The 20,673-nt window shown below is 56.2% G+C and carries 19 protein-coding genes and 1 pseudogene; 15 read left to right on the forward strand and 5 right to left on the reverse strand.

Annotation, left to right across the window (positions count from 1 at the left end; all coding sequences use genetic code 11):
• Window positions 1–24 precede the first annotated feature (24 nt).
• Both DXXMK7_RS22185 and DXXMK7_RS20435 read right to left on the reverse strand, forming a co-directional pair.
• Window positions 25–408 (reverse strand): annotated as a pseudogene (locus DXXMK7_RS22185) (type VI secretion system PAAR protein); the annotation flags it as partial.
• A 167-nt stretch (window positions 409–575) separates the two neighbouring features.
• Window positions 576–1,259: a hypothetical protein gene (locus DXXMK7_RS20435; protein ID WP_038920591.1), complete on the reverse strand. Its 684-nt coding sequence runs from the start codon at window positions 1,257–1,259 to the stop codon at window positions 576–578.
• Between the two features lie 83 nt (window positions 1,260–1,342).
• On the opposite strand from DXXMK7_RS20435, the gene DXXMK7_RS20440 reads away from it, so the two are divergent.
• Entirely contained in the window at window positions 1,343–1,561 is a 219-nt protein-coding gene (locus DXXMK7_RS20440; RefSeq protein WP_038920592.1) for a hypothetical protein, read from the forward strand.
• Between the two features lie 141 nt (window positions 1,562–1,702).
• Here DXXMK7_RS20440 and DXXMK7_RS20445 read toward each other — a convergent pair whose 3' ends face one another.
• Together DXXMK7_RS20445 and DXXMK7_RS20450 are read right to left on the reverse strand one after the other, a co-directional pair.
• Entirely contained in the window at window positions 1,703–1,948 is a 246-nt protein-coding gene (locus DXXMK7_RS20445) for a YdgH/BhsA/McbA-like domain containing protein (RefSeq protein ID WP_049842698.1), read from the reverse strand.
• 419 nt (window positions 1,949–2,367) lie between these two features.
• Window positions 2,368–5,055: a fibronectin type III domain-containing protein gene (locus DXXMK7_RS20450; protein ID WP_231348830.1), complete on the reverse strand. Its 2,688-nt coding sequence runs from the start codon at window positions 5,053–5,055 to the stop codon at window positions 2,368–2,370.
• A 577-nt stretch (window positions 5,056–5,632) separates the two neighbouring features.
• On the opposite strand from DXXMK7_RS20450, the gene DXXMK7_RS20455 reads away from it, so the two are divergent.
• Complete coding sequence (locus tag DXXMK7_RS20455) at window positions 5,633–6,271, forward strand: acyl-homoserine-lactone synthase (protein ID WP_038663597.1); 639 nt, start codon at window positions 5,633–5,635, stop codon at window positions 6,269–6,271.
• Here the strand turns inward: DXXMK7_RS20455 and DXXMK7_RS20460 are convergent.
• A complete protein-coding gene (locus DXXMK7_RS20460; RefSeq protein ID WP_038921165.1) occupies window positions 6,237–6,989 on the reverse strand; it encodes a LuxR family transcriptional regulator in 753 nt (250 codons plus the stop codon). The genes DXXMK7_RS20455 and DXXMK7_RS20460 overlap by 35 nt on opposite strands.
• Before the next feature lie 917 nt (window positions 6,990–7,906).
• On the opposite strand from DXXMK7_RS20460, the gene DXXMK7_RS20465 reads away from it, so the two are divergent.
• The 13 genes from DXXMK7_RS20465 (at window position 7,907) to DXXMK7_RS20525 (ending at window position 20,667) form a co-directional block, all read left to right on the forward strand.
• Window positions 7,907–8,218 (forward strand): hypothetical protein, encoded by a 312-nt coding sequence (locus DXXMK7_RS20465; protein ID WP_038920593.1) that lies wholly within the window; start codon window positions 7,907–7,909, stop codon window positions 8,216–8,218.
• Window positions 8,211–9,539: a diaminopimelate decarboxylase gene (lysA, locus tag DXXMK7_RS20470; RefSeq protein WP_038920594.1), complete on the forward strand. Its 1,329-nt coding sequence runs from the start codon at window positions 8,211–8,213 to the stop codon at window positions 9,537–9,539. Before DXXMK7_RS20465 ends, lysA begins: the two co-directional genes overlap by 8 nt.
• The gene (locus tag DXXMK7_RS20475; protein WP_038920595.1) at window positions 9,536–10,444 is read left to right on the forward strand and encodes a hypothetical protein; all 909 of its coding nucleotides are present in this window, start codon (window positions 9,536–9,538) and stop codon (window positions 10,442–10,444) included. Before lysA ends, DXXMK7_RS20475 begins: the two co-directional genes overlap by 4 nt.
• 12 nt (window positions 10,445–10,456) lie before the next feature.
• The gene (locus DXXMK7_RS20480; RefSeq protein WP_038920596.1) at window positions 10,457–12,040 is read left to right on the forward strand and encodes a class I adenylate-forming enzyme family protein; all 1,584 of its coding nucleotides are present in this window, start codon (window positions 10,457–10,459) and stop codon (window positions 12,038–12,040) included.
• Between the two features lie 5 nt (window positions 12,041–12,045).
• Window positions 12,046–12,354: an acyl carrier protein gene (locus tag DXXMK7_RS20485; protein ID WP_038920597.1), complete on the forward strand. Its 309-nt coding sequence runs from the start codon at window positions 12,046–12,048 to the stop codon at window positions 12,352–12,354.
• On the forward strand, window positions 12,351–13,895 hold the full coding sequence (locus DXXMK7_RS20490) for an AMP-binding protein (protein WP_038920598.1): 1,545 nt from the start codon (window positions 12,351–12,353) through the stop codon (window positions 13,893–13,895). The genes DXXMK7_RS20485 and DXXMK7_RS20490 overlap by 4 nt, the downstream gene beginning before the upstream one ends.
• The gene (locus DXXMK7_RS20495; RefSeq protein ID WP_038920599.1) at window positions 13,876–15,399 is read left to right on the forward strand and encodes an AMP-binding protein; all 1,524 of its coding nucleotides are present in this window, start codon (window positions 13,876–13,878) and stop codon (window positions 15,397–15,399) included. Before DXXMK7_RS20490 ends, DXXMK7_RS20495 begins: the two co-directional genes overlap by 20 nt.
• A gap of 97 nt (window positions 15,400–15,496) precedes the next feature.
• Window positions 15,497–15,928 carry a VOC family protein gene (locus DXXMK7_RS20500; RefSeq protein ID WP_038920600.1) on the forward strand — a complete coding sequence of 144 codons (432 nt, stop codon included), beginning with the start codon at window positions 15,497–15,499 and terminating at the stop codon, window positions 15,926–15,928.
• Entirely contained in the window at window positions 15,925–17,058 is a 1,134-nt protein-coding gene (locus DXXMK7_RS20505) for an acyl-CoA dehydrogenase family protein (RefSeq protein ID WP_038920601.1), read from the forward strand. The genes DXXMK7_RS20500 and DXXMK7_RS20505 overlap by 4 nt, the downstream gene beginning before the upstream one ends.
• A gap of 1 nt (window position 17,059) precedes the next feature.
• Window positions 17,060–17,572, forward strand: a complete 513-nt coding sequence (locus DXXMK7_RS20510) for a hypothetical protein (RefSeq protein WP_038920602.1) — start codon at window positions 17,060–17,062, stop codon at window positions 17,570–17,572.
• Between the two features lie 93 nt (window positions 17,573–17,665).
• Window positions 17,666–18,589 carry a 3-oxoacyl-[acyl-carrier-protein] synthase III C-terminal domain-containing protein gene (locus DXXMK7_RS20515; RefSeq protein ID WP_038920603.1) on the forward strand — a complete coding sequence of 308 codons (924 nt, stop codon included), beginning with the start codon at window positions 17,666–17,668 and terminating at the stop codon, window positions 18,587–18,589.
• A gap of 100 nt (window positions 18,590–18,689) precedes the next feature.
• Window positions 18,690–19,826 (forward strand): acyl-CoA dehydrogenase family protein, encoded by a 1,137-nt coding sequence (locus tag DXXMK7_RS20520; RefSeq protein ID WP_038920604.1) that lies wholly within the window; start codon window positions 18,690–18,692, stop codon window positions 19,824–19,826.
• Complete coding sequence (locus DXXMK7_RS20525; protein WP_038920605.1) at window positions 19,810–20,667, forward strand: hypothetical protein; 858 nt, start codon at window positions 19,810–19,812, stop codon at window positions 20,665–20,667. Before DXXMK7_RS20520 ends, DXXMK7_RS20525 begins: the two co-directional genes overlap by 17 nt.
• Window positions 20,668–20,673: the final 6 nt, after the last annotated feature.

The following is a 20,673-nucleotide window of genomic DNA, read 5'->3' on the forward strand; positions in this document are numbered from 1 at the left end:
TCGGGGTGGAGGGGTTATATTTTTCATGATATCCGAAAAAGAGATCAACGGATCGCGTCTTTTTACCGCCGCTTCCACACAATGTTGTACCGGAGATTGATAGGGCGTATCACCAATAATCACATTGCCGCTGCCTGAAACAATCAGACCGCCGCAGTCAATATCATCACCAATCCGCGCGGCGGATTTCCCATTAACCAATACCGTAGCGGATCCTGACGATATTTTTCTACCATGCACGCCATGAGGCGCCTGGGGACAAGGGCATCCGTGCATCTGAACCGTATCGCCAACCCGCGCCGCCGGCAGACCATTAATCAATACGTCGGAACTGCCTTCTATTATCGGAGTATCTGGAAAGCACTCATGTCCGCTTCCAATATCATTTAAGCGAGCCGCTCCTGGCATACCACTCTCCTTATTTCATTTGATTGAATAATATCCAATCTAAAATGCGGTCCAACACATCGGTTCGGTCATAGTATTCCCTTTGGCAGCACGAGCAAATATTTCCCGTCGGATTAACTGACTTTGTATAGTCCAGTGAATAAAGCAATGATATATTAGTCAGCGCATTATTTTTTCAAACGATAAATACTGCTGAAGCTGACATTTGCTCCACCACATTCGCCATTATCTTCAACGATCAAATTACCGTTAATTAGCTGCATCACACCGCTACATTCAAACTCTTCACGCGTATCACCCCATTGAAGCGTATTACCATTCGGTGTCGCCGAGGCAGAAATGCTACCGATATGAACAATCGATTCACCATAACCGGATACCCCACCATTCCAGGTGGCATTACCTTTTATATGAAGCGTGCTATTTTTCCCGCGGGTAATATTTATCTTACTGTAACCATCACTCCACGAACCGATCCAGGCATTGACTCCAACCGTTTCGATAGCCTGTTTTTCAAGATAAGTCGATTGCAGCCAGCCGACAAATTCAGACTTCCGGCCAAAATACCACACACAAGACCAGCCGCTTTTTTCCTGCGCCACTATCACGCCGTCACCATTAATCAGATAGGCTTTCTGCTGGCAAAGCGCCTGATTCTCCGGGCATCCTTTGTCACTGTCATCATCGTAAAAATGCACTTTAGCGCCATTAGGCGCGTTGATTCTGGCGACAGAATATTGGCCGGGATAACCGGGAAACGCGCCATTGCGGCACATCGTCATGTCATAATCACTTCTCGCAAAACATGAAAATGAGACACATGAAAACAAAATAATCGCCATTCCTTTCATTACCCGGTTCTCCTTGTTAAAAATATCACCAGTACAACACGAACTTATCGCTCTTTGAATCAATAATATCACAGGAGAAGCTTGTGCTGATTTATAACGTATTTGGCAGAATTATCGGCGTAAAACGACACCAACAACAGTGGCAGGTATTCCGCATCGATCTAAATGAACGAAAGCACTCTCCGCTTCACGGCGTTGTTATACCAGACGATGCGACGGAAGAGGAAATCCCTGTCTGGCTGGACGATATATTTCACGAAGCCGCCAGCGATAAATATCCCCAGGTATTCCGGATTGAATAGTATCCGTCAGTCATGCACACGGCATAAAAAAACCGGGCGCAAGGCCCGGTTAAAATAGGTATCAAGACAGACACAAAGGGAGGGTTATCAATGATGTCAGGGATGGGAGAGGGGTACGCTCCCCTGCCTCATTGATTGATTTTATTTGAACAGAACAGCGTTGCCGTGCAGCGTGTCGTCACCCTGAACGGACGTGATCTGGAACGTTTTTGCACCGGCGGCATCCGCTTTGGCGGCCAGTTTAGCCTGCAGGCTATCAAGCGTGTTGGCACTGGCGGAGATGCTGCCGATTTCCTGACCCTGCGGGTACTGGATTTCCGTTGCAGCAAAAGCGCCTACAGACAGTGTGCTCAGTGCGATGGCGGTAAAGACAGTTTTCATATTCATGATTGCTTCCTTTTTTACGTTTTCGTTGTTGATGATGCTCGTAAATGACAAGTCAATTATCACTATAGTAACTATACCCCACTTCACAAAAAGTGCGATCCATATCACACTCTTATGTCATGAATATGAAAGAACAAGACATTCAACGGATTACCAACTTTCATTATCACGAACTTTTTTAGGTGGGTCGGCAGGCGCATTCTGGCGGTATCACGAAGAAGTCTGCGCAGGAAAACCATCCAGCAAAATCATCCAGCTTATGAAATACGCCGGGAAGTGAAGGAAATCAGCGGGATACGCATGAGCATGCAGGATGAGCCGGCGAAAAAAGTAAAACGCCACACGCGCCAGCCGTCAGACCAGACACGTGTGGCGAGGAGTTCAAACCCCGTCAGGCAGCCGTCGCCGGCGCCGTCCTATCAGGGATGGCTCCACATGGACGGATAACTTTCGCCATTGCCGTTCACGGCGACGACCCGGTAGTAGTAGCCGCCGGTCGGTACTTTTGAACTGTCGCTGTAGGCGTTGGCGGTAACGGTGGCGACCGTCTGGTAATCACCGTTTTCACTGGCGGCACGCAGTATTTTGTAGCGCTCGGCGCCGGATGCCGCCGTCCAGGATAGCCCGGTTACATCATTGCTGCGCTGCGCTTTCAGGTACAGCGGCGTGCCGGGTACCGGTTTGGCATCACGGGTTCCATCCAGATAGAGCACCACGCTGGCGCGTGGCCCCACGGTCACACCGCCCGATTGCGTTCGCTGTGACACCAGGTCTTCCGCCGCGTTGAAGCCAACCGGCGTTTTCAGCGCATAACTGTTGCTAATGCTGGCGTTAATCCCCATCAGATAGCGGCCGAAGCGCAAGGCGTAAAAATCGGCCTTACCCCGGAATGGATCGTCGCTGGACGCATCGGCAGGCACCGGACCCAGCGGCAGCAGCTCTCCGGCATAGGCGTTGCCCGGCGGATTAGGCGGCGTGTAAGGAGTCTTCTCCGGCATATCGATCAGGTTGGGGCGCGCATACACCGCGGTGGATCGGAAGATCGGCGTGGTTTCCAGTATGCCGTATTGGTCATAGCCGGAAGTACTGAAGTGGAAACGCGCCAGACCGTTGATGCCCGTCCCCGCCTTGGCCTGCCAGTAAGCGCTCAGCCACAGGCGTTCGTCCCCTTTTTTGATCGCCGCGATGGCGTTCTCTTCATCCACCCAGGCAAAGTCAGGCTGTCCATCGGTCATCGGCAGGCGCACACCGTTGTCGCTCGCCATTTTGACTGTCCGATAATCGGCGAACACGTCCAACGCCTCAAATGCGGACTCCGAACCGGCCAGGTTGGCGAAGAACTGATTGTCTTCCAGCATTTGTCTGGCGTAACCAATAAGCGCCGCGTCCTTGCTGGCGGCGGCGACACGCAACGCTTTGGCGCGTTCATTGGTATTCACCGCGTCGGCATAAGCGATGTAGCCGGCGAAGTTGCCGTCGCTTTCATGCGCACCGCGCCAGGCCAGCAGGCCAATCGCTTCCATCGAACGGTAGTTGGCGCTATTGCTGATTTCAATCGCCGGGCGGCGGAACGGCGCACGCGCTTTGGTCATTTTCACCATCTGCGTGCGGAAATCCTCATTACCGGTAACCCGGTAGAATTCGGCAAGGTATGACTGCACTTCGCCGTAACCTGCGCCAACATAGCCCCACTCACGGGTCTGGCCTTTATCGGTGACCTGATAATAGCTGCCGCCAAACGGTTTCCAACCGCCATCATCCGGCAGGCCATTACCATTACTGTCCGCCTTATCATCGCCGCTCCAGGGTAAGAGTCCGACGGCTTCCTTAATATAGCGCTGCGCGGTTTCCTCTGGGAAAGCGCGCGAATCTTTCAACACCAACATACCTTTGTTGGCGAAATAGATACTGGTATTGGCAATCAGGTTCTGGTTGCTCAATCTAAGACGATTTTGCAATCGGCCGTATTCACGGCTGGCAAACAGCATATCGGCCCAGGCGGCGCGGCGCGTTTTCTTGCCGGCAGCGCCATAGCTGACAGAGGCATTGAGAATATCGCCAGTCAGCTGATCTCGCAGGTAATAGATCGCCTGTCCCTGCGAGCCAAAACTCCCGCCCCAGTTTTTCACTGTATTGTTGTCGTCATAGTACTGCGCGGCGTAAGCATCCAGCGCGGCGACAACCTGGCTCACTACCGCCGGGTTCTGATAACTGCTCAGTTCCGCAACGGAATATGCGCGGGCAAGATAGCGCAAATCGCCGCCGGAGAGATTCGCCGTTGTCGGCGCCTTGCCAAGCAGGCTGGCGATTCGGTTATTGATGGCGACGCGGAACGAGCCATTCGCGCCCAGAATCTCATCGCCCGGAGCAGGACGGGTGGTGACCGCCGGCGCACTGCCCTGCCTTTCGCCCGAAACGTCGAGGAACGGATCGACATGGGTATAAGCCCGGTAAATTCCGCGACTCGGCACGTTCATCGCATATTGATACGGATTGCTGGCATCCGGACCGCCGCTGCCGAACGGATAGAGACGGCCGGTGGAAACGATTTTCAGGGTAACGGTGCTGCTGCCTTTGGTCATCGCATAAGGCAGCAAGGTGGTCGAATAGAAGAAACGCCCGGGCAACGGTTTACTCCAGTGGGTCACGCTGAGTGGCATATAGTCGCCCTCATGACGGTAGCCGACCTGATATTCCACACCATCTTTGACGATGTACAGATAAAGGCGGCCGGTATCATAGTTGCCGTCATCCTCTCCCCACAGTTTGACGGAAACGTAGTTACGGCGCAGCGGATCCACCCGCAGGGTAACCGTCAGACTACCGCCATAAACGCCTGCCGGGCTGAGCGGCAGTAATCTGCGGGCAGATTCGCCCAGCCCGCCGGAGAGTGTCTGGCTGTTGTTTTCTACCAGGCTATGGCTTTTCTCCGACGCGCTGTCACCAAACGAAACCTGATCAATCGTCCCCACTGCAATCGCCGCGGCCGATGACGAAGCGGCCCCTGAACCCGAACTTTCCGCGGCAACGGCCGCATGGCTTACCGTTGTGGCCGCCAGCGCCAGCGCAACCAGCCACGCCTGTCTGAACGTTGTGTTTTTCTGCATATGTCAGTCCCTTTTTTTCAGTTTGCTATCATCCGTGCAGCCATATCAGATGGCAGTGACGGAACCCACATCATTACCACGCTATTATTTCCATTAATTAATCACAACTTCTCGTCGCTATTGATACTTTTTCTGTATCGTCCTCTCGCCGATCGTCTAAATACCCCAAGCCGCCTTCCATTCAGATGGAAACAGCAGGCCGGAAAACCGGGATTACGGCACATCATTTCCCACGGCCGAACTCGCATCGGTATTGATGACAGCCCTGCCCGCCAATTAATCTTATCGCCGCTCTATGCCTGAAAAACACCGACCAGATGGCACGTGACCGTTAACCACATCGGACCACCGCTAAGTCCAGGCGACTTTATCACGGCAACAAGGAGGGAGATTGTCCGGCTGGCAGATGCCACAATGAGGATAGAAAAGGAAATAATATGTCAACTAATGAAAATAAACTTTCCTTAAATGGACGCAAATAATCACGCTGGAAAAGCAAGCGGTAAAAACGTTAACATATATCCCCACCAGGTGAGTTTTTGCGTAAAAAGACATAAAATTGATGACAGGGGGAAATATGTTAGAAATATTTGATGTGAGTTTTAGCTTAATGTCAAATAACAAGCTGGACGAGGTGTTTACACTACGCAAAGAGACATTTAAGGACCGTCTGGACTGGACCGTCAACTGTATTAACGGGATGGAATTTGACGAGTACGATAATGAACACACGACCTACTTGTTAGGCGTCAAGGAAGGAAAAATCATTTGCAGTGTCAGATTTATAGAAATGAAATATCCCAACATGATTACTGGCACGTTTTTCTCTTATTTCGACGGTCTCAACATCCCCGAAGGAAATTACATTGAGTCCAGCCGGTTTTTCGTCGACCGTGACCGAGTGAGAAATTTGATTGGCACCCGTAACCCAGCTTGCCTGACGTTATTTCTTGCCATGATTAATTACGCCAGAAAATGCCATTATGACGGGATACTCACGATTGTCAGCCACCCGATGCTGACCTTGTTAAAACGTTCAGGCTGGCGCATTTCCATCATTCAGCAGGGGTTGTCGGAAAAGCAGGAGAAAATTTATCTGCTGCACCTGCCCACAGACGATGAGAGCCGATACGCGCTGATCGAACGCATTACACAGATAACAACGGCCGAATCCGAGCAGCTTAAGACCTTGCCTTTGCTGGTCCCACTGGCTTGATCAGATTCATTTCAACGCCGAGCCTGATTGCATGCTTGGCATTCAGCACACCCAGTTTTTTTACAACGTTGCCGATATGAAATTTTACTGTACTGGTGGTGATACCAAGAATAAGCGCAATCTCCTGATAGGTTTTCCCCATGCTTGCCCAGTAGAGAATTTCGTTTTCTCTTTGTGAGAAAAGATCGGCTTCCTGCGACTTGCTGTTGTTTCTGTTTCTGCTCATCTCTCGGTAAAGAGAGGTGAGTTTCTCATGAGCTGAAATCAACAGCATTTGCAATTTATCTTTATTGTTCTGAATAATTTCTTCCAGTTCTTCGCTGCGATGCTCTTCAATCATAAAAGACAAGGCGGCCAAATTGTTGCCCGGGTCGTGCAACACAAAGGTATAGCCATTAACAATGTCGTATTCTTTGGAGAGATTGAATATTCTGGAAAATTTCAACTTTGAACTGATGACCAGATCATCATCCCAGGAAAAAGGAGAAATCTTGTTGATGGCGGTCAGGATTACCGGGTCAATATGCTGATAATTGTTATTTCTGTAAATATCAACCCATTCCGTCGGATAGTTGGAGATGATCACAACATCCGTCGGTTTCTTCTTGTTCATGATCAAATAGGCGTACTTGGGGTCGCCATAGCTTTTTAACTTTCTGTTAAGATAGGTTTGTATTGTGCTATTGATGAAGTCAACGTTAGAGAATGATATAGACATCCAACTCTCCCAAAATCGCGTGCGACAGCCCAGCCTGACCATAACGGCACGAAAGTATAGTATCAACCTATACCTAAGTCTAACTATCTTTCCCGGTACAAAATCCTTAGAATTTTCAAAAAATAACATCAAGTACCAAAATAAAAACATCTGATCCGTTTTAAAGATCGGAAAGCCAAATTGGCGCACACCAGGGAAATATCTGTTAGTTTATTAATTCTCTACCCTAAATAATTCGAGTTGCAGGAAGGCGGCAACCGAGTAAATCCCCAGGAGCTTACATAAGTAAGTGACTGGGGTGAGTGACAAATTGGCGTAAGCCGATTTGAACGCTGCTGGCAGCGGCCCCGAAGGGGCAAGGCCCATGAAATGGGCCGAGTAACGCAGCCAACACACCTGCAACTTGAAGTATGACGGGTATATGCCCTAAATAATTCGGGCGGCAGAAAGGCGGCAACCCAGTGAATCACCGGAAACTGGCATGAGCCAGCGACGGGGATGAATGCAGGCGGTCACCTCTCTGTAATCCGGAGTATGGCAGGCAATAATGCTATATTGTTAGCCCTTCTCTCTCTTGTTATCCCACAAGGCTCGCAGGAGAGAGAAAGGTCATTTTCTCCCTCTCTATTATTTTCGCTCTGTATCCCGATATTGCCCAACTCTCCCTTCAGCCTGCCTGTCTGTGACGGAATGCCGACCGCATCCTGTTATATCCCGTACGCGCTCCCCGCAGAATATCGATGATGGAAACATTCGGACAAAAAACGCGATAACGTAGCTATCAGAATAAATTATGCCGATTTTACCGCCGATCTGACGACATTAATCCCTTCATATCAGCGAGCGTGCAATTTCAAACAAAACGCCTGAATAACGCTGGTTATACTCCCGTCAAAGAGACAGATAAGGGGAGTAGAATGGATTATCCGGTAATGACTCATCATGATGATGACACCTTGCATACCCTCCTGCGTGACAAACTCACCGCGATTGGCGTCGATAAAGGCCGTATTGCCGAGATCTTTCAGGGAGCCCCCCTGTTCGGCGAAGAAGGGCGTCTGGACTCCATCAACATCGTCACCCTGATTGCCGTGCTCAGCGACCACTGCGAAGCGGCCTACAACCTGAGCGGCGATCTGTTCGACCTGACGAACGACCGCGTTTTTGATGCCTTCCAGAATCTGACCAGTCTGACGCGCTTCCTGCGCGAGCGGCTTCATCATGGCTGACCCCGCCCATCCCGTTGCCCGTTCCGAGGCTGACTCGCTGTTCGCCAACGGCTATATAGAAGAGGTGCCTGTCGCCGATATTGCCGACCGCATCGGTACGCCTTTCTATGTTTATAGCGCCCGTCAGTTGCGCGGCCAGTTCCAGCAACTCCGCCAGCAACTGCCAACCGGAACCGCGATTTACTATTCTCTGAAAGCCAATCCCAATCTTTCGGTGGTCAGCGTGCTGGCGGAACAAGGAGCGGGATGTGAGGTCTGCTCGCCTGCCGAGCTTAAAACCGCGCTGGCGGCGGGCGTCTCGCCGCAGCACATCCTGTATGTCGGGCCGGGCAAATCCCTGCCCGCGCTGAAATTCGCTATTGACTGCGGCATCCGGGCGATTGTGGTGGAATCGGTAGCGGAGCTGGATAACCTCAACCGGCTGGCCGCGCAGGCCAATACCGTGCAGACGGTGGCGCTGCGCATCAATCCGGATTTCAGCAGCGAACACGCCCGGCTGGTGATGAGCGGCAAACCCACCCAGTTCGGCATGACGCTGGATACCCTGCATACCGTGCTGACCAGCCTGCACCGTTGGCCCTCGGTTTCTCTGCGCGGTTTTCATGTTTATCTGGGCACCCGGATCCTCAACGCCCAGTCTATCGCCGACAACACCCGAAATATCCTGCAACTGGCGCTAAATCTGCGCGATACGCACCAGTTAACGCTGGATTTTGTCGATGTCGGCGGCGGTTTCGGCGTCCCCTATTTTGCGAAGGAAACGCCGTTGGATCTGCCGGCGTTAACCGAGGCCATCGCGTCAATCGTGGCGGACTTCCGCCGCCAGGCCGCCGCCACGCAGATCATCATCGAACTGGGGCGTTATCTGGTAGCGGAAGCCGGCCTGTTCGTCACCCGGGTCAACACCCTGAAAACCGCCGGCGGGAAAACGTTCGCTATCTGCGATGGCGGCGCTAATTGCCACAGTGCGGCGGCCGGCCTGAACAGCATGCTGCGCAAAAACTTTCCGTTGTTGCGGCTGGGCGACAATCTGGAGCGGCCGTTGCAGCCTTATCAGGTCAGCGGGCCGCTTTGCACGCCAACCGATCTGCTGGGCGACAATGTGCTGCTGCCGACGCTGGCGGTCGACGATCTGATCGGCATCACCCACTCCGGCGCTTACGGGCTGACCGCGTCGCCGGGCTCGTTCCTTAGCTTCGGTTACCCGGCGGAAGTGATGGTGGACGGTCGCCGCCTGACCCTGATTCGCCAGCCGGAAACCACCGAGCAGTTGCTGGCCCGGCAACAGCCGGTCGAGATCTGGCGCGGGGATACGCCATGACGTTGTGTATCCAGCCGGATGACCTGGTATGGCGCGCTTTTGCGCCCGAGAACGAGGCCGCGTTACTGGCCCCGCATCCCAGTCAGGCATTGATGGCGGATTATCTGCGTGCTTTTTTCCGTTCCCACGACGAACCGCAGGAACCGGACGACGCCCTGCTGACCCGTTGGCTCAACAGCCGTCATACTTTTACCGCGATGATGCAGGCGCTGCTGCCCGAATTGCAGGCGCGTCATACGCTGCAACGGCTTGATCTGGTGATGTTCGCCCACTGGACGCCGGATAGCGATCTCGGCTGCGCGGTATCCAACGCGTTGATCCACGCCTGCGACGCCCGACAGGCGTTCGGGCTGTCGGTGTCGGATCGCGGGCTGGCGGCGCCGTTGTTCGCGCTAAGCGCCATCGACGACTATCTGACCAGTGATGAAAACCGGCGCGAGGCGTTGCTGATGATCGCCGATCAGGATCTGGCGCCTTATCCCAGCGAGCGGCTGGCGCAGTTGCGTCCCCAAAAGAACTGTTGTCTGATACGGATAGAAAAACGTCCGCCCCATCAGGCCAGCGGGCTGATATTTGAAGGGTATTATCGCCAGCCTTACGCCGAAAACGGCGACCCGATCGACACCATGCGGCAATTGCTTTCGCGCCTGCCCGCGGCAGACACGCTGACGCTGCTGGGCAACCCGTCGCTGGCGGCGGCGTTGCAGGGCGCATTCCCCGAACACCAGACTGCGGCCGTGGCGGAATCGTTACTGTGCGCTGCTCCGTTCGTCTACCTGAAACACCATGCGCAGCCGGGCCGGCGTTATCTGCTGGCGGTGCCGGAATCGCGTCACCTTACCGCCGGTGTGTTGCGCTACCAACCTTGCCACGACGGGCCGTTCACCCGCCCTTCCCGTACCTGATAAGGATGCTCCATGACCAATATTACCCACCTGACCACCTGGCTTGACCGGGCAGCCAAAGAAGCCGCCAACAAAACCGCGGTCATCGACACCGACCGCGAGGTCAGCTGGTTTATGCTGCGCCTGCAGGCCCGGCAATTGGCGGACCACCTGCGTGAAAACGGAGTGGAAAAAGGCGACCGGGTGATCGTCTGCATGCCGAATTCACTGACGTTCGTACTCTATTTCTGGGCGTTGCAGTATCTGGGGGCGATCTTTATTCCGCTGAATCCGGACACCAAAGCCGGCAAACTGAGCTGGCTGGTGGACAACGCCGGTTGCCGGTTGCTGATTGCCGATCGCGCCCTGAAAGAGGAAATCGGCATCGCTCAGGCCAGCGAGCATTGGCAGCAATACAATCGCCACACCCGCGTCTGCTTCAGCAACGATATAGCGGCTGTGCTGGCGGAAGAACCGTACCGCATCTCCGTTGAACGCGACCGGCAGGTGGCGGGCATCGATCTCGATCTGGCCTGTATCATCTACACATCCGGCTCTACCGGCCATCCTAAAGGGGTGATGCTTAGCCGGCGCAATATGATTACCGCCGCCGGCTCGGTGGCCAGCTACCTGCAACTGCGCGGTGACGACCGCATCATGTCGATGATCCCGATGAGCTTCGATTACGGCCTGTATCAGGTGATTATGTCGGCGCTGGCGCAGTGTACGCTGATCGTGGAGCCGGATTTCCGGCGTCCGCTGCTGTCGTTGCAGCGCATGGTCACCCTGCGCGCCACCGTATTGCCGATCGTGCCGACCATGCTGCGGCTGATCGCGCCGCTGGCGTCCCGCTATAACTTCGGCGCCATCCGCACCGTGACCAACACCGCCGCCGCGCTGCATGCCGGTGATATCGATCAGTTGCATACCATCTTTCCGCAGGCGCGCATCTACTCGATGTACGGGCTGACCGAGTGCCACCGCTGCACCTACCTGCCGCCGGAATACCTCGCCACCCATCCGCAGAGCGTCGGCATCGCTATTCCCAACACCGAACTATGGGTGGTGGACGACAACGGCCAGCGCCATACCCGCAACGCCACCGGCGAACTGGTGATCCGCGGCGCGACCGTCATGTGCGGCTACTGGCGCAATGAAGAGAAGAGCGCCGAAAAGCTGCGCCCCGGTCTGCTGCCGGGCGAGCGGGTGCTGTACACCGGCGATATCTGCCGGCTGGATGAGCAGGGGCTGCTCTATTTTGTCGGCCGCCGGGACGAAATGCTGAAAAGCTGCGGCGAAAAAGTGTCGCCGAAAGAGGTGGAAGCGGTGCTCAACCGCCATCCGCAGGTGATACAGGCGGTGGTGCTCGGCGTGCCGCACCCGATTTACGGCGACGAAATCATCGCCTGCGTGGTGACTCGCGGCGACCTCAATGAAAAGGCGCTGTCGCGCTGGAGCAAAACCCAGATGGAGTCGCACATGGTGCCGCGCCGCTTCCGGCTGATGTCGCAGTTGCCCCTAAACCATAATGGCAAAATCAACCGTTCGCTGCTGCAGGAACAACTGACGGCGGACGCAACGGCTCAGGTTTGCCCGCAACCCGGCCTGATGGAGTAACGCCGATGTCATTCAACACGGATTACGCGCCCCAAACCGGCCACAGCCCGGATTTTTACTACCAGAAAATCGTCACGGCGATCGGCATGGTGCTGGAAACCGACGACCTGTCGGAACTGCATCCGCACACCGATCTGGAGCGGGATTTAGGCTTCGAAAGCGGCATCTTCATCGAACTGATGATGTATCTGGAAGAGATGATCGAAGGCTTGTCCATCGACCCGGTGACGCTGGACAGCCAGCAGATCAGCACCATCGACTCGCTCGGCCGTTTCATTCACTCACAGCTGGAGCACGGCGTCCCTTGTGCATGATCGCGTCGTGGCAGTACCTGACTACCGTGTTCGCCCGCTTTGACGGCGTACACACTCCTGCCTGCCATCACACCGAAGGCGACCTGACCTATCACCAGCTTTATCAGGGCGCACTGGCGCTGGCGGAGCGGTTGCAGGCGTTGCATGAAGCCGGCGGGCATCGCCAGCGCGCGCCGCTGCTGCTGTACGGCCACAAACACCCAGCCTGCCTGATCGCCTGGTGGGCCTGCCTGCTGGCCGGTCATCCGGTAGTTCCGGTGGAAACCGACAACACCGACGAGCGCCTGCGCTTTATCGCCGGCAGCATTCAGGCCGCACTGTTGCTCAACGCCACCGGGCAGGCGGCGCCAGATATCGGCATTCCCGCGCTGGCGGTTTCAACGGCAGTATGCGATATGCCCGCCGCCCGGCTGGCCGAGCACTGCCGCCAGATGGGGCTGGCGTTTGGTCGGGACGCGATTGGCGGCATTGCCTACATCATGTTTTCTTCCGGCACCACCGGCGCCCCTAAAGGCATCCGGGTGAGCTACGCCAATCTGGCGCATTTCGTTCGCTGGGCGGCGGATGCGTTTCCCGCTCCCGGCCCGATCAGCGGCAACATTCGCTACTGCTTCGACGTGTCCCAATATGAGCTGTGGCTGGCGTGGCATTATCGTCAGCCGCTTTCGGTGCTGGATTACCGCGACTTCATCAATACCCGCAAGATGATCGCCCGCCATGCCGACGCCGGGGTACAAACCTGGGTCAGCACCCCGTCGCTGACCCGTAATTATCTGAGAGACCGGGAGTTTCGTCAGGATAACCTGCCGCGGCTGAACACCTTTATCTTTTGCGGCGAGGTGCTGACGAAAGAGATCGTCAGCGCCCTGTGGCGGGCGTTTCCCGGTTGTCGCATCGTCAATACCTACGGCCCGACGGAGTGCACGGTCGCCGTCACCGCCTGCGACATTACCCCCGGCATGCTGGATGACGACGCGCCGCTGCCGCTGGGCTATGTACGCCCCGGCGTCGAACTGCGCATCAACGCCCCGGCGAACAGCGAACGCGGGGAAATCGTCATCGCCGGCCCGGCGGTCGGCGAAGGCTACCTGAACGCGCCGCCCGTCCAGCAGGCACGTTTCGTCATCGAACCCGACGGTACCCGCAGTTACCGCACCGGCGACATCGGTTCGCTGCGAAATAACCTGCTCTACTTTCACGGTCGGGAAGACAGCGAACTGAAAATTCAGGGTTACCGCATCGTCCTCAGCGACATCGAAAACGCGCTGCGGGAACACCCGCAGGTACAGGACGCGATCGTCACGCCCTGGCTGTTGCACGACACGCCCCAGGGACTGCAGGCGTTTATCCTGTCCGGCCAGACGGATATTTTCCCGGCGCTGGCGGCTTATCTGCGCCGCTATTTTCCGCTCTATATGGTGCCCAAATTCTGGTATCCGGTGGACGACGCCACGCTCAATCACAACAGCAAGCTGGATCGCCAGCGCGTCGCCCGGCAGGCGCTCGACAAAGGCAAACGCTATGTTTTCGTCAGTTCTTAATCCGATTCAGACACAGATGCGGGAAAACCCGCAGCATCTCGCTATCGTCAACGACAGCGGCAGCTATACCTTTGCGCAACTGGGACGTCGGGTGGAAGGCATTCGTCAGGCGCTGCGCCGACACACGCCGCGCTACGTGATGATTTACGGCCACAAGCAGTTGGACGCCGCCGCCGCCATGCTGGCCTGCGCGTTTGAAGCCATTCCCTTCACCTTTGCCGATATCGCCAACCCGGCCGCCCGTATCGAACGTATCGCTGCGATGGTTCAGGTAGATCTGGTACTGATTGCGTGCGAACCGCGAACCTCATTTCCCTTATTGTCAGCGCCGACCATCATCACGACCAGCCTGGCGGACGGTAGCCCGCTACTCCCGGCGGTTATACCGACATCAGAACAACTCTTTTATATCCTGACCACCTCTGGCAGCACCGGCGAACCGAAGGGGGTGAAAATCAGTTATGGGAATTTTGCTGTATTTTCTGACTGGTACATTCCCAGTCTTGACGCGGAACGCTTCCCAGGCAGTCACGTTAATCATGCCTGTTTGTCTTTTGATATGGGTGTTATGGATCTTTTCCCTTCACTGGCTGCCGGTAAGCCGGTCTTGATGCTCAATCATGCTAATAATATCCGCCCCCGCAAGAACCTGCAGTTGCTCACCGAATCCGCAGTAAAAGCCAGCAGTTGGTTTTCCACGCCCAGCTTTTTAGACATTATGTGTATGGATCGCCAATTCAACGCCAAAAGCCTGCCTGAACTACGCGTGATTTTCGTTGGTGGGGAGCCGGTTTCTCCCTCATTGGTGCAAACATTACAAACCCGGTTTCCTCAGGCAGAGGTACGGCACGCATATGGTCCTACCGAAACTACCTGCGTCACCCACGCCTTATGCTTACCTCCCATTATTGACGCCAAAGCGATAAACGCGTTGCCATTGGGGCGACCACAAGGCAAAAACCGCATTGTGGTCTGTGATGAGTGGGAAAAACCACTCCCAGCTGGTCGCTATGGCGAAATCGTCATTCTGGGTCCTCAGGTCGGGGCAGGTTATTTACCAAGTGATCTACCTGCTAATCAGGCATTTGGTTATCAGGATAATGAACGTTATTACCGTACCGGCGATATCGGCTATCTGGACGAGCAGGGACAATTGTTCATTCAGGGGCGCAATGACAGCCAAATCAAATGGCGCGGTAATCGAATCGATCTGGCCGAAATAGAGAAAGCCGCCAGCCAATGCGATCAGGTAAAACAAGCAGCGGTGATCATAGAAAAAAACAATAACGTCGTAACTGAACTGGTGTTATGCGTCCACTTGAGCATCGACACCAACGAGCGGCGCGACAGCCTGCGACGCGAGCTGGCGCAGCGGCTGCCCGCTTACATGGTGCCGCGCATCATCCGGTTCACCGGTCCGTTTCCACTGACGCTGCACGGCAAAACCGATCGCCAGGCGCTGATGCGGCAATTCGAAACCGACGCGGAAACCCTGCCGAAGTAACACGTCGCCAAAATAGCGGTACGACCTGCAAGCAGGCATAAAAAAAAACCTCTGTCGCCGGTAGTCTGGTACAAACGGTATTGACGGGGGAAAAGTCATGAAATTCAGCCATCTTGGATACATCGTCAGAAATAGTGATACCACTATTGCGGCAATGGCGACTTTTTTCCCGCATATCACCGTGCACCGCAAAAAAGTCAGCGCGCAGCAGATTTACGTCACCTTCATGAATACCACCCGCCACGATATGCAGATTGAACTGGTGGAACCGCTGCCGGAAAACCGGCTGCTGAGCGGCATGCTGGACAAGGAAAACAAAGCGTGCCTGCCCTACCACATCTGCTTTGAAGTGGATGATTTCGATAAAAAATATCAGCAGTTGCGCGACGATGGCTGGCTGGCGCTGACGCGCCCGTTTCATGCCTATCCGCAGGGGCCGCTGGCCAGCCACCTGTATAAACCGGAGGCTGGCATCATGGAGATCATGTCCGGCAGTACCAATCTGATCGCACAAGGAGAAACCGCGTGAATGATTACGCCCTTTTCCTTGAGCCGCTAAAACGCCTGATTGAAGACACCCTACCCGAGGGGCGCCATCTTGGCGGGCAAATAGATATCGCCCCGGAGAAAGCGCGCCTTACTGCGCAGTATTCGCTGGCGCCGATGCTCAATACGCTGGGCGTGCCGGCCGACTACCGGCCAGCCTGTTGGCTGGAAAATGATGGCGTCGCCCTGCGAACGCTGCCGTTGCCGCTACGGTGCGAAGCCTATGAATCGTTTGGCTACATCGACCCCAACCTGCTGTTCGCCGCGCCGGGGCCCGGCATGGCGGCGCTGGTGGTGGAAAACATGGGCAGCCAGGAACAGCAGGATGCGTTCTTTTCCCAGTTTAGCCGCGAGTTGACCTGGAGCTGCTTTGCCATGACCGAGCCGGAAGTGGGCAGCGATGCGCAGCAAATCCAGACCAGCGCCATCAAGGTAGACGGCGGCTGGCTGATCAACGGCGAGAAGTATCTGATCGGCAATGGCGTCATTGCCGACACCGGAGTGCTGTTTGCCCGCACCGCATCCGGTCCACTCGGCATCAATGTTTTCACCTTTGCGCCGCGCCATCAGGATGGCGTGTTCGCCGAACGTATCCCGATCAACGGCGTACCGGGCTGCAACGTGTCGCACCTGACCTTCCGGGATCTGTTCGTACCGGACAACGCGTTGCTGGGGCAACACCTAAGACCGACCGAGCGTTTTGCCCGCTCCGCGATGGTAACCTTCGACTCGCTGCGTCCTTGCGTCGGCGCGATTGCGCTCGGCGTCGCCCGCTCCACGCTCGACCTCGCCCTGCAGCAACGCTGGGCCACGCCCCGCTCCGCCTGGTTGCTGAAAGCCCGGCGGCAGTTGCAGGCGGCTATGTCGCAGGCACGAATGGTCTGCAAACGTTTCGAACTGGGGGAAACCTGCGGGCGCGACGCCGGGCTGGCGAAAATCACCGCCACCCGGGTGGCCGAGCAGGTGGTCATGGCGGTCATTCATCATGCGCCGCCCGCCGCGCTGGGCGAATATCCGCGTCTGGCGAAAGCCTGGCGTGACGTGAAAGCCTTCGAGTACACCGAAGGCACCACCTTTATCCACCTGATTAACCACGGTTATCGGGGGGCATAGCATGGCATACCCGGCGTTGGTCCCCGTTAGCCGTTCGATAGTGCAGGAGACCGGTAGTCTGGCGGTGGAAACCCGCGCCACCCCATTGACGGCGGAGCAGCATGCCCTGCTGTCTCCCTGGTTTGCCCTCAATCATGCCGACCCCGCTATTCCCTGGTTTCTGCATGAGCCCGTCCACAGCGACGAATTCGGCCTGCATGCCGCCAACGTCATCGCGCTCTGCCGTCATTTTTGCGCCAGCCATGCCAACAGCGTCCTGCTGTACGAGTATTACGGCGCGCCGCTCCAGTTCCGTACCCCGCTGCTGCAAAGCCTGCTCTATGCCGCGCCGGGTTTTCATCACAGTCTGGGGATCAAGGCGCAAGGGCGGATACAGGCCGAGCGTGATTTGGCCGGTACGCTGCTGGACCACGACGGCGCCGTGCTTTATCTGAGCGATCCGCTGCGCCGCATCAGCCCGTGCGCCGACGCCGAGCCGGTCGTCTACCGTTACTGCCGGCTTTACCCGCGCTAGCCCCGTCGCGCCGCTACCATGACACGCTCCATATCATGACGCCGGACACGCTGTTCGCCCTTTTTCCCCCCGCTAAACGCCAGGAGTGCGCTTGTGCTAGGACACCTTGAGGCGATAGAAGTCGCGTTTCCGCCCGAAATACAATCACTGGACGAGGTCGCGCAGGAAGTCGGCCTGACCCGGCTTGATGTCCGCATGTTTGACCGTTTTTACGGGTTACGCCGTTTTCACGGCGGCCCCGGCACGCTGGACGAACTGCTGACGCCGGTGATCGACCAGATGCAGCACAGCCGACCGCAGGCTTTCGCCGCCATCAGCCATGTCGTGCACTGCCATACCGTACCTTGCGTGCGGGTGTTTGAAACCGTGAGCCAGACGCCGTCCTGGCTGGATCGCTTTTCACCCCAGACCGAATTCGCCAGCCTGACCATGGGCCACTGCGCCACCCCGCTCACCGCGGCGGAATGGCTGCTGAAACAACTTTCGCCCGGCGGCTTCGGCCTGATACTGATCGGCGAGAAAGCCTTTCACCCCAGAGTCAGGCTGATCAAAGACACCACCCTGATGGGCGAAGCCGCCTGCGCGGTGCTGTTGAGCCGCCAGGGCGACGGCCCGGCGATCCTGAGCCGTTATACCGGTCAGGACGGACGCTTCAGTATTCAGAAAGGCGCTGACGAGCACGAGACCTCCGACTTTGGGCAGCATTATATTGATTTTACCTGCCAACACCTGCAGGCAGCGCTGGACAAAGCCGGCGTAACCATTGATTGTATTGACTGGATCGCACCTCATAACGTCAATCTCTCGTCGTGGCATCGTCTGGCGCAGTTGATGAATTTTCCACGGGAGAAAATCTTTCTGGAAAACATCCCGCGCTATGGTCACTGCTTTGGCGCCGACCCGTTTATCAACCTGCGCCAGTTGCAGCAACAGCAGCTGCTGCGCAAAGGCGATACCGTGCTGCTGGTCAGCGTGGGGCTGGGCGCGACCTACTCATCGTTACTGATCAAGATTTAACCAAAACGCAATATCGGGCAATACACCACTGCTATTCCCGATAAGGTACATAATTATCGTGCGAATGGTATTTTTTGCGACTCGACTAACAGGACAGAACATGAAGGCTCTTACGTTCAGTAATGTATTAAAAGAATTGGATGCACTGGGCGAAAAATTACGGCAGGCGGCCAGTCAGGTAGAATCCGATCGTAGCCGGGCGTTATCCTGTCTTGAGGATGAGTTGCTTTATACCATCGCCTACATTGGCATTCCGCCCGAATTCATTCCGTTCCGGGGCTGGGACTATCAGGCCTGCCACTATAGCGATCACATCGACATGCTGGAGTACCTTAGCCGCTTTGACGCCAGCGGTCTGATGATGTTGCCCGGCGCTTCGCTGTCGGCGCGAGCGGTCACGGTGCTGGGCACGCCGGAACAACAGGCGTTCTTCTTCTCCCGCTTTAACCAGCCGCCTTGCTGGGCGTTTTTTGCCGTCACCGAGCCTGAAGTCGGCTCCGATACGCAATCGATCACTTCCTCGCTGACGCCGACCGACAACGGCTACTTACTTAACGCCCGCAAGAAATTCATCGGCGGCGCTCAACTGGCGTCCGTCGGGCTGGTTTTCGCCCGCGAAGGCAACCTCCAGCGGCTGGTGATGGTGGAACCGGAACAGGCCACCGCCCATATGACGATCACGCCGCTTGAGCAGTTCGGGCTACAGGGTTCTAACCTGACGGAAATCGAGATCAACGGGCTACCGATCACGCCGGATCGCATTCTGGGTTATGACCGCAAAGGACTGAATCAGGGGCTGACCGCGCTGGGAGAAGTGTTTGAACGCCACCGCCCGATGGTCAGCGCAATGGCGCTCGGCACCGCCTACGGGCTGCTGCGCGTGCTGGACGACACTACGCTGAACGCTGAACAGCAACGCTGGCGCGCCCAGCAGTGGCGCACTTACCATCTGCTGCGACAGCAGCTGTCGGAAATCGCCGGGCGCTACCAGTCCGGTCAGCCGCAATACCACGCCACCAGCCAGTTGAAACGGCGCTGTACCCTGTTCGTGGAAACGGTGGCGCACCGTATGCCGCATCTGCTGGGCGAGCAGGCGTGGCTGGAAGACGCGCCGTTACGCCGCCGCTGTCGCGACGCGCTGGCGTTCGAATACATGGAAGGCACCGCCAATATCCATCTGATGAACAGTTTCCGTTGCTACACTGCCAGGGGAGGCGTCTGTGCCCACGTATCTTGACCCACGGTCGATACTGCACCGCCGCTTTACGTCGCCCGCCAGCATGCCGCGGCAGGCGATCAGCCCGGCGCAGGAGTATTACTGGCACAGCTACGCCACCCGGTTCTTCGACAGCAACGGTCTTGACTGGCATGAGAGGATGGCCAACCTGCAATGCGGCAGCCGGACCAGCGACCTGACATCGTTCATCAACATGATCGGTCAGTTGCTGCCCGTTTATCGGGCCAGAAACGATCTGTCGCATATCGACAGCGTGCTGATGGCGCACTGGACGCCGGACTTACATCTTGGTAGTTCGGTGATCAACTATGTGATCGAATCGCTCAGGCTGCCGGCCTGTCTGGCGCTGACCATCAGCGATCGCGGGCCGGACGCGGCGCTATTCGCGCTCTCCAGCATCGCCAATTGCCAGCAGGAAGACGACCATGATTCGCTGTTGCTGATCGCCGACCAGAGCAGCCTGCCGTATCACTCTTCCCTGCTTGAATCACTCGCCCCGGAAAACAACGCCTGCCTGTTTTCCGTCAGTTGCCATGAGCAGCCGCTGCGCTATCAGGGTTTCTGTCGCCATCCTCAACCCGCGGCCGACACTCTGGCGCAAACCGTAGCCCAGTTATGCCAACGCTTTACGCTGCGGCAAGACCGCTTATGCGTAGTGGCGGAGCCGCTGCTGTTGGCGGCGCTGCCGCCGGCGCTGACCGGCATCGCCACCAATCCGCATCTGGTGTGCGCCGCGCCGTTTGTAGCGCTGGCGGAAAATTACCAGCCAGGCTGCGATTATCTGCTGCTGGTTCATTATCAGGACAAGCTCAGCGCCGTCGCATTGCAGGGAATGGAGTAATTGCAA

The organism is Dickeya sp. MK7 (assembly GCF_000406305.1).
Classification (GTDB): Bacteria; Pseudomonadota; Gammaproteobacteria; order Enterobacterales; family Enterobacteriaceae; genus Dickeya; species Dickeya fangzhongdai.

Bases quoted from the DNA above. Each gene is read 5' to 3' on its own strand.
- DXXMK7_RS20435 (WP_038920591.1), bottom strand. From the start codon at position 1,259: ATGAAAGGAATGGCGATTATTTTGTTTTCATGTGTCTCATTTTCATGT.
- DXXMK7_RS20445 (WP_049842698.1), bottom strand. From the start codon at position 1,948: ATGAATATGAAAACTGTCTTTACCGCCATCGCACTGAGCACACTGTCT.
- DXXMK7_RS20450 (WP_231348830.1), bottom strand. From the start codon at position 5,055: ATGCAGAAAAACACAACGTTCAGACAGGCGTGGCTGGTTGCGCTGGCG.
- DXXMK7_RS20455 (WP_038663597.1), top strand. From the start codon at position 5,633: ATGTTAGAAATATTTGATGTGAGTTTTAGCTTAATGTCAAATAACAAG.
- DXXMK7_RS20460 (WP_038921165.1), bottom strand. From the start codon at position 6,989: ATGTCTATATCATTCTCTAACGTTGACTTCATCAATAGCACAATACAA.
- DXXMK7_RS20465 (WP_038920593.1), top strand. From the start codon at position 7,907: ATGGATTATCCGGTAATGACTCATCATGATGATGACACCTTGCATACC.
- lysA (WP_038920594.1), top strand. From the start codon at position 8,211: ATGGCTGACCCCGCCCATCCCGTTGCCCGTTCCGAGGCTGACTCGCTG.
- DXXMK7_RS20475 (WP_038920595.1), top strand. From the start codon at position 9,536: ATGACGTTGTGTATCCAGCCGGATGACCTGGTATGGCGCGCTTTTGCG.
- DXXMK7_RS20480 (WP_038920596.1), top strand. From the start codon at position 10,457: ATGACCAATATTACCCACCTGACCACCTGGCTTGACCGGGCAGCCAAA.
- DXXMK7_RS20485 (WP_038920597.1), top strand. From the start codon at position 12,046: ATGTCATTCAACACGGATTACGCGCCCCAAACCGGCCACAGCCCGGAT.
- DXXMK7_RS20490 (WP_038920598.1), top strand. From the start codon at position 12,351: ATGATCGCGTCGTGGCAGTACCTGACTACCGTGTTCGCCCGCTTTGAC.
- DXXMK7_RS20495 (WP_038920599.1), top strand. From the start codon at position 13,876: ATGTTTTCGTCAGTTCTTAATCCGATTCAGACACAGATGCGGGAAAAC.
- DXXMK7_RS20500 (WP_038920600.1), top strand. From the start codon at position 15,497: ATGAAATTCAGCCATCTTGGATACATCGTCAGAAATAGTGATACCACT.
- DXXMK7_RS20510 (WP_038920602.1), top strand. From the start codon at position 17,060: ATGGCATACCCGGCGTTGGTCCCCGTTAGCCGTTCGATAGTGCAGGAG.
- DXXMK7_RS20520 (WP_038920604.1), top strand. From the start codon at position 18,690: ATGAAGGCTCTTACGTTCAGTAATGTATTAAAAGAATTGGATGCACTG.